Source organism: Nocardia sp. NPDC058058 (assembly GCF_042885355.1).
Classification (GTDB): Bacteria; Actinomycetota; Actinomycetes; order Mycobacteriales; family Mycobacteriaceae; genus Nocardia.
In genome coordinates this window covers 558,869-571,329 of the sequence record NZ_JBHVSA010000001.1, presented here as the reverse complement: position 1 = coordinate 571,329, position 12,461 = coordinate 558,869, and the positions used below count along the sequence as shown (strand labels likewise).

The 12,461-nt window shown below is 67.3% G+C and carries 13 protein-coding genes; 8 read left to right on the top strand and 5 right to left on the bottom strand.

All coding sequences use genetic code 11. The annotated features are described in order from the left end of the window. Positions 1-25: 25 nt before the first annotated feature. Together ACFVUS_RS02585 and ACFVUS_RS02580 are read right to left on the bottom strand one after the other, a co-directional pair. On the bottom strand, positions 26-1,072 hold the full coding sequence (locus ACFVUS_RS02585; protein ID WP_387761397.1) for an isopenicillin N synthase family dioxygenase: 1,047 nt from the start codon (positions 1,070-1,072) through the stop codon (positions 26-28). A gap of 160 nt (positions 1,073-1,232) precedes the next feature. Next, entirely contained in the window at positions 1,233-1,940 is a 708-nt protein-coding gene (locus tag ACFVUS_RS02580) for a hypothetical protein (protein ID WP_387761396.1), read from the bottom strand. A gap of 114 nt (positions 1,941-2,054) precedes the next feature. Here ACFVUS_RS02580 and ACFVUS_RS02575 point away from each other — a divergent pair, with 114 nt between their 5' ends. From ACFVUS_RS02575 to ACFVUS_RS02545, 7 genes are all read left to right on the top strand, one after another. Continuing rightward, entirely contained in the window at positions 2,055-3,092 is a 1,038-nt protein-coding gene (locus tag ACFVUS_RS02575; protein WP_387761395.1) for a FecCD family ABC transporter permease, read from the top strand. 2 nt (positions 3,093-3,094) lie between these two features. Then, positions 3,095-4,210, top strand: a complete 1,116-nt coding sequence (locus ACFVUS_RS02570) for a FecCD family ABC transporter permease (protein ID WP_387765370.1) — start codon at positions 3,095-3,097, stop codon at positions 4,208-4,210. 35 nt (positions 4,211-4,245) lie between these two features. Continuing rightward, positions 4,246-5,097: an ABC transporter ATP-binding protein gene (locus ACFVUS_RS02565; protein WP_387765368.1), complete on the top strand. Its 852-nt coding sequence runs from the start codon at positions 4,246-4,248 to the stop codon at positions 5,095-5,097. Between the two features lie 77 nt (positions 5,098-5,174). Then, entirely contained in the window at positions 5,175-5,576 is a 402-nt protein-coding gene (locus ACFVUS_RS02560; RefSeq protein WP_067562558.1) for a BlaI/MecI/CopY family transcriptional regulator, read from the top strand. A gap of 43 nt (positions 5,577-5,619) precedes the next feature. Then, the gene (locus ACFVUS_RS02555) at positions 5,620-6,561 is read left to right on the top strand and encodes a M48 family metalloprotease (RefSeq protein WP_387761394.1); all 942 of its coding nucleotides are present in this window, start codon (positions 5,620-5,622) and stop codon (positions 6,559-6,561) included. Between the two features lie 163 nt (positions 6,562-6,724). Beyond that, positions 6,725-8,056 carry a DEAD/DEAH box helicase gene (locus ACFVUS_RS02550; protein WP_387765366.1) on the top strand — a complete coding sequence of 444 codons (1,332 nt, stop codon included), beginning with the start codon at positions 6,725-6,727 and terminating at the stop codon, positions 8,054-8,056. A 173-nt stretch (positions 8,057-8,229) separates the two neighbouring features. Continuing rightward, positions 8,230-8,727 carry a hypothetical protein gene (locus ACFVUS_RS02545; protein WP_387761392.1) on the top strand — a complete coding sequence of 166 codons (498 nt, stop codon included), beginning with the start codon at positions 8,230-8,232 and terminating at the stop codon, positions 8,725-8,727. Positions 8,728-8,892: 165 nt separating this feature from the next. Here the strand turns inward: ACFVUS_RS02545 and ACFVUS_RS02540 are convergent, their stop codons facing one another. From ACFVUS_RS02540 to ACFVUS_RS02530, 3 genes are all read right to left on the bottom strand, one after another. After that, positions 8,893-9,858, bottom strand: coding sequence for a hypothetical protein (locus tag ACFVUS_RS02540; RefSeq protein WP_387761391.1), 966 nt, complete (start codon positions 9,856-9,858; stop codon positions 8,893-8,895). A gap of 229 nt (positions 9,859-10,087) precedes the next feature. Further along, positions 10,088-10,285, bottom strand: a complete 198-nt coding sequence (locus ACFVUS_RS02535; protein ID WP_387761389.1) for a hypothetical protein — start codon at positions 10,283-10,285, stop codon at positions 10,088-10,090. A gap of 56 nt (positions 10,286-10,341) precedes the next feature. Continuing rightward, positions 10,342-10,782 carry a nuclear transport factor 2 family protein gene (locus ACFVUS_RS02530; protein ID WP_387761388.1) on the bottom strand — a complete coding sequence of 147 codons (441 nt, stop codon included), beginning with the start codon at positions 10,780-10,782 and terminating at the stop codon, positions 10,342-10,344. Positions 10,783-10,933: 151 nt separating this feature from the next. Between ACFVUS_RS02530 and ACFVUS_RS02525 the strand changes: the two genes are divergently transcribed. Beyond that, positions 10,934-12,370 carry a GuaB1 family IMP dehydrogenase-related protein gene (locus tag ACFVUS_RS02525; RefSeq protein ID WP_387765364.1) on the top strand — a complete coding sequence of 479 codons (1,437 nt, stop codon included), beginning with the start codon at positions 10,934-10,936 and terminating at the stop codon, positions 12,368-12,370. The last annotated feature ends 91 nt before the right edge of the window (positions 12,371-12,461 follow it).

Below are 12,461 nucleotides of genomic sequence, written 5' to 3'. Positions count from 1 at the left end.
TCGGAGAAATTCGGGATGGTCGTGATCACGCGGGCGTGGCAGGTCGATCGGTAAGTCCCACACCACTTTTCCGGGCCCCGGGTGCGATATCGGGCCACCACTTCTCGGCGACCGCGGGATGTGAACGGAGCCAGCCGATGAGCGCGTTCTCACCGTAGTGCGCCAGCAGCGGATTGGCGGCATCGACGCTCACCCCGCGTGCCCGCGCGGCCAATTCGGCGGGCAATTCGAGGGGTTCGACCACGGCGTCCAAACGCGGTCCCAGAAAGAACGGCACCGAATACCGGTCCACCCCGGCGGGCGGGCTCACCACCCGATGATCGGTGGCGATCAGATACCCGCGCGTGGCGATCTCCAGCATCTCGCCGATATTGAAGACGAAACTGCCGGGCACCGGCGTCACATCGATCCAGCCGTCCGGCCCGCGCACCTGGAGCCCGCCGATCTCGTCCTGCTGTAGCAGCGCCAGATAGCCGTAGTCCTTGTGCGCGCCGACGCCCTGATCGTCACCGGCGGTATCGCGTCCCGGATAGTGGATGATCTTCACGTGCGTGGTGGCCTCGGCGTCGAACCAGGCATCGAAGTAGCCCTCGTCCTGACCCAGCGCGGCGGCCAAGGCGCGCAACACTTCCCGGCTCACCCGCAATGCCTCGGCCTGCCAGGCCAGGGTGACCGTGCGCAGTTCCGGCAGCGTGCGCGGCCACTGATTGGGTCCGATCAACCGCCGCCAGACCGCATCCCCGGGCGCTTCGGGCAGCGCGTCGCGTTCGGGACCGATATCGATCTGCTCCCGCCGATCCGGTGCGCCCGCGGTGTATTCGTGCCCGGTCGAGGTGTACCCGCGGAACTGCGGCGACCGAATATTCGCGATGTCGAGCCGCTGTTCGAGGGGTAGCGCGAAGAACTGCCGCGCCACCTCGAAGATGCCCGCGGTCAACGTCTCGGGCACGCCGTGCCCGACCACGTAGAAGAATCCGACTTCGTGTGCGGCAGTGCGCAATTCGTCGAGAAAAGCGTCCCGCTCCGGTCCGCGGAAACGGGAGATGTCGATGAGCGGCAATCGATCGGTCATCACAGATCCTTCGCGAGGCGGGCACAATGCTCACTTTCGAAGCTAACCGCCCGCACCGCACGGTGAACCACTTGCGCTCACCGTGATCGGTTTGTCGCCCGTATACGCACCGGGCAGCCCCGATCCAAGAGCTGCCCGGGATCTCGGCCGTTGCCGAGACCTACCTGACGACGTAACCCCGGCGCACCGGCAATCCGCGATCCTCCAGCGCCGCGAGCATGTCCTGCCCGCGCTGCGCACCCACCGTCGAGGAGGTGTTGGCCAGCGCCGGAACATAGGTCGCCGCACCGACGATCGACTCCGCCACCAGCGACCAGAACCGCCGCACACCCAATCCGGCGCAGCGCAGCATGGCCTCCTGGATCAGCCGCAGCGCCGGTTCACACCGATGCGCCAGCCATACGTAGAGCGCGGGCTCGCACGGCAGCGCCACCACGCCCGGCTCACCGGTCAGCCGGTCACCGTCCACCACGCGAATCGTGGTGTCCGCCAAGCCCGCCCAATCGATGCCGCCGTCATTGTCGGTGTGAATCCACAGATTCTCCAGGCCCGGATCCCAGGCCCGGCCCTCGGCCACCAGCATGGCCATCACCCGGCCGATGACCGCGTGGATGAGCGCGGTGGCCACCACCTCCGCGGCGATCTCCGGATTGCTCATCTCGGCGGCGTGGCGGCGGTACATCATCTCGATGCGGCCTTCACGTATTCCGTCCGCCAACCGCCACCATCTCCGTTTGCCCTGTTCGGACATGGCGGCGACGGCATACACCCGCGGGTGTTCGGGTTGCAGGCCGCGCAGCCGGGCGCAGGCCCTCCCGAAGGCGATCCGGGAATCGCGAGGCGGGCAGACGGTTACGGGCTCGAACATCGAACCTCCTCTTTCATCGAACTTCCGGCCACTGTGTACGCAATGAAATTTGAAGATAGGTTAGGCTTACCAAGCTAACGAGAGCAATCAATGTGTCAGGAGTAGTTCGTCACCGTGCCCGCCGTAGTCACCATCAGACGGCGACGTCTGTCCGGACTCCTTCTCCTGACCGTGCTGCTGGTCTGCGCGGTGCTCGCCAGCATCGCGCTCGGCTCACGTTCACTACCTCTCAGTGCGGTATTCGACGCACTCACCTGTCCGGGCGGGTTACCACTTTCCTGCCCCGCCGACGGAACCGCCGCGCAGATCGTGCGCGAATTACGGCTGCCCCGAACCGGACTCGCGCTGGTGACCGGACTCGCATTGGGCATGGCGGGTGCACTCATCCAGGGCTATACCCGAAATCCGCTCGCTGATGCGGGACTGCTCGGAATCAACGCCGGCGCGGCATTCCTGGCGGCGCTGAGCATTCATCTGTTCGCGCTCACCGCGACCACGCAGTACATCTGGTTCGCGCTGGCGGGCGCGCTGATCGCGGGCATCGTCGTATTCGGGGTGTCCTCGATCGGCGGCGGTAAGGCGAGTCCATTGAGTCTGGTGCTGGCCGGTGCCGCCGTGACCGCGTTCTTGCAGGCCATGACCAATATCGTTGTGCTGCTGGACGAGAATGCGCTCAATACCTATAGGTACTGGGTCGTCGGCGATGTCGCCGGGCATGACGCGGCGGTATTCCAGCAGGTCCTGCCATTCCTCATCGTGGGCGCGGGCTTGGCGCTGGCCGCCTCGCCCGGATTGAACCTGCTCGGCCTCGGCGATGACGTGGCACGCGGACTCGGCGTGAACCTGGCCCGCAACCGGGCCCTGGGCCTGGCCGCGGTGGTACTGCTCGCGGGCGCGGCCACCGCCGCCGTCGGCCCGATCGCCTTCCTCGGCCTCATCGTGCCGCATCTCGCGCGCTCGGTCACCGGCCCCGATTACCGCTGGCTGGTGCCGTACTCGGCGCTGCTGGGAGCCATCACCCTGCTCGTCGCCGACACCGTGGGCCGAGTCATCGCCCGGCCCGGCGAACTCCAGGCCGGAATCACCCTCACCGTGATCGGCGCACCCTTCTTCATCCTGCTGGTCCGCCGCCGAAAGCTGGTGAGCCTGTGAGCATTCCCACGCAATCCGACAGCACACCCACCGAATCCGCACGGCTGCTGGGCCGGACGCGACCGGCGGTACGCATCGCGGGATATTCGGCGGTACTGCGCACACGGGCATTGCTCACCCTCGCCGTGCTCATCGCGATTCTGTGCACCCTGTTCGCGCTCGATATCAGCACCGGCGAATTCCATATTCCACTCGGGCGCGTGCTGGATGTGCTGGGCGGCGGCGGATCCCGCGCACAGCGGTTCGTAATCTTCGACTCACGCCTGCCGCGCGCGCTCACCGCCGTGATCGTCGGCGCCGCACTGGGATTGGCGGGCGCGATCACCCAATCCATCCTGCACAATCCGCTGGCCAGCCCGGATATCCTCGGCATCACCTCGGGCGCGAGCTGCGGTGCGGTGCTGATTCTGGCCGGGACCGGCGGCGCGACCACCGGAATCGCTGCGACACTGGGCATTCCGCTCGCCGCGTTGGCGGGCGGACTACTCACGGCGGTCGCCATCTATCTGCTCGCGTGGGGCCGCACCACCACGGGCGATCACGGTGTCATGGGATTTCGCCTGGTGCTCATCGGCATCGGCGTGAATGCCGCACTGCTGTCGGTGGTCAGCTGGCTGCTCACCCGCGCGACTCTCACCGATGCCGCGCACGCGCAGCTGTGGCTCACCGGATCATTGGATCGGTCGGACTGGTCCACCCTGGTACCCGCCGGAATCGGATTGGGCATCACCCTGCTGATCGCCGCCGCGTCCAGCCGCACCCTCGCGGCCCTGCGCTTCGGCACCGACACCACACGTGTTCTCGGCGTTCGCATTCAGACCCAGCAGGCGCTACTGCTCGGCGCGGGCGTCATCGCGGCCGCGCTCGCCACCGCCGCGGCCGGACCCGTCGGCTTCGTCGGCCTGGCCGCACCGCAGATCGCGCGCCGGCTGCTGCGCACCCCCGGGGAACCCATCGTCGCCTCGACGCTGATCGGCGCGATCGCCGTGGTCGGGGCGGATCTGGTGTCCCGCACCATACTTCCCGTCGATCTGCCGGTCGGGGTCGTGACCGCCGCGGTCGGCGGACCGTTCATGCTGTACTTGCTAGTACGCGCCAATCGGAAGGCGACCCTGTGACGATTCGAAGCGAAGCGGTGACCACTGCGCGCGATATGCCGGACTCCCCCACTGCCGCAGTGACTCTCGCCGCCGAGAACATCACCCTCGGGTACGGCGACCGCGTGATCGTCGACGGACTGTCCCTCGATATCGCCCCCGGCGTGATCACCACGGTCATCGGCCCCAACGGTTGCGGCAAGTCCACGCTGCTGCGCTCACTGGGCCGGTTGCTCAAACCGCGCGACGGCCGAATCGTGTTGGACGGCAAGGCGATATCGTCCATGAAGACCCGCGATATCGCCCGTATGGTCGGCATGCTGCCGCAGACTCCCGTCGCCCCCGAGGGCCTGACCGTCGCCGATCTCGTCGCGCGCGGCCGTCATCCGCATCAATCCTGGTTGCGCCAGTGGTCCGCCGATGACGAGACCGAGGTCGCCACCGCGCTCGCGCAGACCGGTATCGCCGATCTCGCCGACCGCACCCTCGACGAACTCTCCGGCGGCCAGCGCCAACGCGCCTGGATCTCCATGGCCCTGGCGCAGGGCACCGACATCCTGCTCCTGGACGAGCCGACCACCTACCTCGATCTCGCGCATTCGCTCGAGGTGCTCGATCTGGTGGATCGCCTGCACGCCGATTTCGGCCGCACCGTGGTCATGGTGCTGCACGATCTGAACCTGGCCATCCGCTACAGCGATGAACTCATCGTCATGTGCGCGGGCCGCATCGTGGCCCAGGGCCGCCCGGTCGATATCGTCAATTCCGAGCTGCTGCTCGAGGTTTTCGGCCTGCGCGCCGAAGTTCTCGAGGATCCCGTCTCCGGCCGCCCGATGATCGTACCGATCGGTACCCGGCATGTACACGGCGCCGACGGGCAGGATCCCGCGCCGACCAGCGAGCTATGACCAATCCCACACAGCTACCGACCGGTTACGACGACTTGTAGTACGCATTTGTGTCGTTGCCTCCGTAAACTTATGGGATGGCAGGTCTTGGTGAACTCGAGAAAGCGGTCATGGACCAGTTGTGGTCGGCCGATGAACCCCAAACGGTGCGGCAGGTGCACGAGGCCCTCGCCGAACGCCGCGAGCTCGCGTACACCACGGTGATGACCGTTCTGCAGCGTCTCGCGAAGAAGAATCTCGTACTACAGCAGCGCGATGACCGCGCGCATCGGTACGCCCCCGTGCACACTCGCGACGAACTCGTCGCCAGTCTCATGGTGGACGCATTGCAGCAGGCTGACGAAGTAGGCTCGCGCCGAGCCGCACTCGTGCACTTCGTGGAACAGGTAGGAGCCGATGAGGCTGCCGCTTTGCGAGACGCACTCGCTAAGCTCGAAGCCACCGAGGCGGCACGCAAGGAGCCGAAAGACTCCAAGTAGCCCCAACCTCGGCCCAGGCCCCCACAACGCAGTGAGCTGAGGAATGGATCTGACAGCGCCGGTATTCGCCGGTCTCGCCCTCTTGTTGGCGGGACCGATCCCGGCGCTGCTCAGCCGAGCCACCTGGCCGTATCGGAGTCCCCGTGCGGCACTGGTGCTCTGGCAGGCCATCGCTCTCGCCGCCGTCCTGTCCGCCTTCGGTTCCGGGCTCGCCATCGCCAGCAGACTGCTGGTGCCCGGCGGTGACGGACGGCCCACCACCACCCCGAGCAAGGAGATCGCCGCCCTCGGCCTGCCACTGTGGCTCGCCCTGGTGACGGTCTTCGCGCTCACCCTGCTCATCGGGGCGCGGCTGATCTTCTCGGTCATCCGCGTCGGCGTGCACACGCGCCGCCGCCGCGCCAAACACCGCATGCTGGTCGATCTGCTCGATCAGGGCGGCGTCGCACGCCAATCCGCGGATATCCGGGTGCTCGCCGCCACCGAACCCATCGCCTACTGCCTGCCGGGGCTGCGCCGCCGCGTCGTGCTCAGCCAGGGCACCGTGACCAATCTTTCCCAAGAGGAGTTGACCGCAATCGTCAGCCATGAGCGCTCGCATCTGCGCGCCCGCCACGACCTGGTGCTGGAGGCGTTCACCGCCGCACACGAGGCGTTCCCCCGGGTGGTGCGCTCCAAATCCGCACTCGATTCGGTGAAACTGCTGATCGAATTGCTGGCCGATGATTCCGCGGTCAAGGTCACCGGGCCCACACCGCTGGCGCGCGCCCTGGTCGCCTGTTCGAATTCGACCGCGCCGCAGGGCGCGATGGCGGTCGGCGGGCCCACCACCCTGATTCGCATCCAGCGCCTGGCCGGGCCGATCGGTGATATCCGCATCGCGAGCGCGGCATATCTCGCGGCCGCCGCCATCCTCGTGGTCCCGACCCTCGCGGTCGCGATTCCGTGGTTGCAGGAACTGAGCCGATTGCTCAGCCGTGCCTGAGCCGAAGAGCGGGACCCCCGAGCAATCGCCCGACGCCACCGCGGTGGCGAATCCCGTCACCGTGACATCCGGCTCGGCGGCAACGGAAACCGTTGCCGAGACTCCGCGTTTCGCCTCCTCAGCGGCCGGTGCGCGCCGATTCGCCGACCTCGGTCTGCCGCCGATGCTGGTACAGGCATTGCGGCGCAATGGGATCGATACGCCGTTCCCCATTCAGGCCGCCGTGATCCCGGACATTCTGGCCGGTCACGACGTCTTGGGCCGGGCCGCAACGGGTTCCGGCAAGACCCTGGCGTTCGGGTTGCCGATGCTGGTGCGGCTGTCCGGCGCGTCGACCGCGCCGCGCCGCCCGCGCGGGTTGATCCTGGTGCCCACGCGCGAGCTGGCGATCCAGATCGAGACCGCGCTCGATGAGCCGTCGCTGTCCATGGGACTGCGGCTCGCCATCGCCGTGGGCGGGCTGGCCATCAAGGCGCAGGATGAGAAGCTGGGTCGCGGCGTCGATCTGCTGATCGCCACGCCCGGGCGGTTGACCGATTTGATCGGCCGCAAGGCCGTGGATCTGTCGGACGTGCAGGTGCTCACCGTCGACGAGGCCGACCATATGGCCGATCTGGGCTTCCTGCCGCAGCTGACGGCGGTGCTGAATCGTGTTCCCGCCGAATCGCAGAAGCTGCTGTTCTCGGCGACCCTGGACGAGGCCATCGGCGAGCTGGTGCAGCGGTACCTGCACTCCCCCGTCACCCATACGGTCGCCGCACAGCCCAACGCGAGCACTCCCGCCGCCAATGCCGTTGCCGAGGAATCGGATTCGGATCTTCCCGATATCGCGCACTACGCCCTGCATGTGCGCCGTATCGAAAAGCGCCCGGTGGTCACCGAAATCGCGGGCCGCAAGGGCCGCACCCTGCTGTTCGTGCGCACCCAGCACGGTGCGGACAAACTGGCCGGCAAACTGCGCGAGGTCGGAATCGCCGCCGCCGCGCTACACGGCGGTCAGGGCCAGAATCAGCGCACCCGAACCCTCGCCGCGTTCGCGGACGGCAGCTGGCCGGTGCTGGTCGCCACCGATATCGCCGCGCGCGGCATCCATGTCGACGATGTCTCGCTGGTCGTGCACGTCGATCCCCCGGCCGATCCGAAGGACTATCTGCACCGCACCGGTCGCACCGCGCGCGCGGGAGCGTCCGGCACCGTGGTCACCGTCGTCACCCCGGACGATCGCCAGGAAGCCGCCGAATTGGCCCGCCGCGCAGGGGTTTCCGTCACCGATCTGGAAGTGCGGCCCGGCGATCGCCGCCTGGCCGAGATCACCGGCGCGCGCCGCGCCTCCGGCCGCCCCATCCCCGATCCGGCCACCGTCGCGGCGGCCGCCAAAGCCGCTGCGGCACCACCGGATCCGGCACCGGAACGGCCCCGCCACCGCATCGATCCACGCACCGGCGGGCGCAAGCACACCAAGAAGCACAAGCCGAAGTCGCGCGGCGGCCGCTGACCGCGCCGACCGGACTTCGCCGAGGTAGAGTCCGCCGCGTGAAGTTCATGTTCGGATGCGCACTTGCCATCGCCTGCACGGCGACGGGAATGCCTGTGGCGCAAGCGGTTACCCCTCCCACCTGTACCGAGACACCCAACGGGTACACGGCGGAGTGGCAGGCAAGTTGGTCGATGTATGAAGCGGGACAGCACAATCCGGCCGAGTCCCGCTCCGCGGTGGTGGTCGATCTCCCGATCACCATCAACGCCCCGCTCGAGCGGGTCTGGTCGGTCTACTCCAACCTGCACAACGATATCGGCCGCCACCCCTTCCTCAAAGACGTGATCACACACCGCACCTGCGACGATTCCGGCGTCGAGGTGGTGGATTTCACCGCCCTGGAAGACATTCCGATGGGCCCGATCACCTTCCCCGGCCACACCCAGGCCGAACAGCGCCTGCACCCCGCCGAGCACTACTACACCTCGGACAGCTGGGACATCCCCAATATCACCACCCACCAGCTCATCACCTTCACCGCGAACAGCGACGGCAGCACCACGGTCAACGAGCACATCACCTTCCTCGCCGATGCGACCCTGATCCAATTCACCGCCGATAACGGTGCTTCATCCCACCGCGCCTACCAGGCCGCCCTGAAGCGAGATATCGAGAACGGCACCCTCTGAACCCGGTCCGCCACGGCTAGATGTCCCGGACACGATTCGAGCGCAGGCCCGACACACCGGCAATCGCAGCCGATTTGCGGACTCGCAGTGCGCGATTCACCGGTTAAGCAACCATTCAGCAATCATCACCGGAACCCCTCGGATCGAGAGTTCGACCGCCATCGACTACCAGTCGATGGCAAAGGTCGTCTGCCGCTCCGAGCGGGTCACCATCACGGCTGCGCCCCCGTACCAACCGGTGACCACCGAATCACCCGGTTCGCAAGGAAGCTCCCAGAGATCCTCGATCGACGCGCACGATGAGGTTTTCAACGGCAGCAGGCCGCGCGCGAAATCCGTGTCCGGGTGGAACAACTCCTGATACGAGTCGAACCGCTCCGGCCCGGCGACGAACCGGTAGGTGGCATGGCAGTACAGATCCACAAAGCCGCCGCACCAGCTACGACCTCGGGTGAAGCGGTAATCGGGCGGCAGTTCGATACCCATCTCCAGCAACCGGGCCCGGGGATCGCGCTTCACCTCATCGGTGAACGAATCACACCAGAAATGCCAGGCTCCGGGAGTCAGCAGCGCCGCTCCCACCAGCGCCGAGGCGACTCCACGCTGGAAAATGCCCGGGCCGCGTGGCCGCGCCGCGCCGAAGGTTCGGGGCCTGCGGCCGAAGACCGCGAACACCCCACCGAGCGCGAACCCCGCACCCGCGACCAGGCACGCCCGCCCATCGGCAGCCAATTCCCCGCGACTGGGCACCACCGGGGTCAGACCACCGGAGACCTTCCAGGTCGCCAGCAGCGAAACCATGAGCGCGAGCGGCATCCACAACACTCCCGCGACCCAGGCATCGGTCCGTGGCTCCTCCGGTTCCGCACCGGGGACGTCGTACCGCCGCACCGCCACCGTCCCAGCGAGCCGGATTCCGCCGATCAGGCCGATAATCGCCTGGATCGGCGCGACGACAACTCCGAACGGCACGGTGAGCCATCCGGTCAGTACCCCCAGTCCGAACTGCCGCAGGCGCAGCCACGGCAATAGCATCAGCGCGGCGGGGATGATCGAAAGCGGGATCAGCTCGAACGGAAGCCCGAGCAGCACAACCATTTCGACGAAGAGCCCGACCCCGACCGCCCCCACGAATCCAACCGGACCGAAGACCGGACCCCGATACCTCGACCACAACCGCTGGGAAGAAGTGCCGACGCTCATCCGTCACCCCTGCCACTCGCTCCCTCTCCCATGCGCACAGTCTGCCCGTGGGAAACCGCTGGATCGAGCCGAATACCCCTGCGCGAACTGAACTTTCACCGAACCCACACAATTCCTCCCGAATCGCGCAGGCGGCATCGAGCGCCGATGGAATTACTCAGCGGCGGCGGGCCCAGCCGCCGCGGGAGCGCCACTGGCCGCCCGACGGGATGCGGGAGCTGAAGCCCGCCAGGTGTAGTGAAAGGGCGAGCAGCCCACCGATGATGAGTAGCTCGACGCCGAAGGTGGTGCCTCGGTTGATGAGTTCCAACAGTAGGGCGATGGCGAAAAGGACTGCGGCTCCGATAGCGAACATATGATCGCGATACCCAGCCGCAGCCGTTTCGATCGTCCGGCGGGGCAATAGTCTGATCAGGTCAGGTCGGCGTTGCCGTCGATCACCTTGAGCTTGTACTCGAAGTGGTTGATGCGCCAGCCTTTCGGCGAACGCTCGAAGCCGAGGACGTAGCTGCCGATGAACCAGCGGGTCTTGCCATTGAGCGCGTCGTTCTTCAGATGCACCGCGATGGCATCGGCGTGCGCGCGGGCGGTGTCGCCGGTGATCTCGACGAGGTGATTGCCCGCCTGGTGGTGCACGGCGTCGAGCGCGCCCAGGCCCTGTGCCCAGTCGGCGGTGATATCGGTCGCGGGGCGGACCTCCGGCGTGCCGCCGAATCCGCTGTCGAAGTACACCTGGTCGGTGAGCACCTCGGCGGCCATATCGGCCCAGCGCAGCTGATCGCAGTAGACGAAGAGTTTGGTGATGAGGTCGCTGATTTCCAGCCGGTCGGTGAGTACCTGGAGATCGGTCACGCGGTGAAGCTAGATCACATGTGAGCGGGGCGACAACCGACTTTCGAGTACACTGGCCTGCTGCATGCGTGACACCAGGTAGCGCGCCACCACCTGACATCGAAGCATGGAACACGACAACCCCACGTCAAACCATGAGGCGGCAAACACCGTGCAGTTCCTCCCCGGGCAGACTCCGCCCTACGACCTGACCTATGACGATGTCTTCCTCGTCCCGAATCGGACGGATGTGGCGTCGCGATTCGATGTCGACCTGTCGTCGAGCGACGGAACCGGCACCACCATCCCCCTCGTGGTCGCGAATATGACCGCCGTCGCAGGCCGCCGCATGGCCGAGACGGTGGCCCGCCGGGGCGGCATCGTGGTGCTGCCGCAGGATCTTCCGATCCAGGCCGCGGCCGACACCATCGCCTTCGTCAAGAGCCGCTCGCTCACCGCCGACACCCCGGTCACCCTGGATCCGGAGGATTCGGTGTCCGACGCGCTGGCGCTGATTCACAAGCGCGCGCACGGCGCGGTGGTGCTGGTGCGGGACAATCGCCCGGTCGGCGTGGTCACCGAGGCCGCCTGCGCCGATGTGGACCGTTTCGCGCGACTGAGCACCGTCGCCGACACCAACTTCGTCAGCGCCCCCGCCGACGCCTCCCCGCGTGAGGTCTTCGACCTGCTCGAGGCCGGTCACTCCAAGCTCGCCGTACTGGTGAACGCGGACGGCACCCTCGCGGGCGTGATGACCCGCACCGGCACCATTCGCGCGGGCATCTACCAGCCCGCCGTGGACGCCAACGGTCAGCTGCGCATCGCCGCGGCGGTCGGCATCAACGGCGATATCCCCTCCAAGGCAAAGGCTCTCGTCGACGCGGGCGCCGATGTACTGGTGATGGACACCGCGCACGGCCATCAGCAGAAGATGCTGGAGGCGCTGCGCTCGGTGGCCGCCCTGGATCTGGGTGTGCCGCTGGTCGCGGGCAACGTGGTCTCGGCCGCGGGCACCCGCGATCTGATCGAGGCCGGCGCGGACATCATCAAGGTCGGTGTCGGCCCCGGCGCCATGTGCACCACCCGCATGATGACCGGCGTCGGCCGCCCGCAGTTCTCCGCGGTGGCCGAATGTGCCGCGGCCGCAGCCGAATTCGGCAAGCACGTATGGGCCGACGGCGGCGTCCGGCATCCGCGCGATGTGGCGCTGGCCCTGGCGGCCGGTGCGGCCAACGTCATGATCGGCTCCTGGTTCGCGGGCACCTACGAGTCGCCCGGCGATATGCGCATCGATCGCGACGGCAACCGCTACAAGGAGAGCTTCGGTATGGCCTCCAAGCGTGCGGTCGCCGCGCGCACCGCCACCGATTCGTCCTTCGATCGCGCCCGCAAGGCCCTGTTCGAGGAGGGCATCTCCTCCTCGCGCATGCGCCTGGACGCCGAACGTCCGGGTGTGGAGGATCTGATCGATCACATCACCTCCGGTGTGCGCAGCTCCTGCACCTACGCGGGCGCGCGCTCGATCGCCGAATTCCATGACAGGGCTGTGCTCGGTGTGCAGTCGGCCGCCGGTTTCGCCGAGGGCCGTCCGCTGCCTTCGGGCTGGTAGACCGGCTCGAATCGGGCAATCGTCCCGGCGGGGACCGCACGGAACCCGCCGGGTTTTCCCATGCCCGGCCAGGTCACGCTGACCCCGCGCG

What these genes read in the sequence shown, in the direction of transcription:
- ACFVUS_RS02585 (WP_387761397.1), bottom strand. Translation starts at nt 1,072, where the DNA reads ATGACCGATCGATTGCCGCTCATCGACATCTCCCGTTTCCGCGGACCG.
- ACFVUS_RS02580 (WP_387761396.1), bottom strand. Translation starts at nt 1,940, where the DNA reads ATGTTCGAGCCCGTAACCGTCTGCCCGCCTCGCGATTCCCGGATCGCC.
- ACFVUS_RS02565 (WP_387765368.1), top strand. Translation starts at nt 4,246, where the DNA reads ATGCCGGACTCCCCCACTGCCGCAGTGACTCTCGCCGCCGAGAACATC.
- ACFVUS_RS02560 (WP_067562558.1), top strand. Translation starts at nt 5,175, where the DNA reads ATGGCAGGTCTTGGTGAACTCGAGAAAGCGGTCATGGACCAGTTGTGG.
- ACFVUS_RS02555 (WP_387761394.1), top strand. Translation starts at nt 5,620, where the DNA reads ATGGATCTGACAGCGCCGGTATTCGCCGGTCTCGCCCTCTTGTTGGCG.
- ACFVUS_RS02550 (WP_387765366.1), top strand. Translation starts at nt 6,725, where the DNA reads ATGCTGGTACAGGCATTGCGGCGCAATGGGATCGATACGCCGTTCCCC.
- ACFVUS_RS02545 (WP_387761392.1), top strand. Translation starts at nt 8,230, where the DNA reads ATGTATGAAGCGGGACAGCACAATCCGGCCGAGTCCCGCTCCGCGGTG.
- ACFVUS_RS02535 (WP_387761389.1), bottom strand. Translation starts at nt 10,285, where the DNA reads ATGTTCGCTATCGGAGCCGCAGTCCTTTTCGCCATCGCCCTACTGTTG.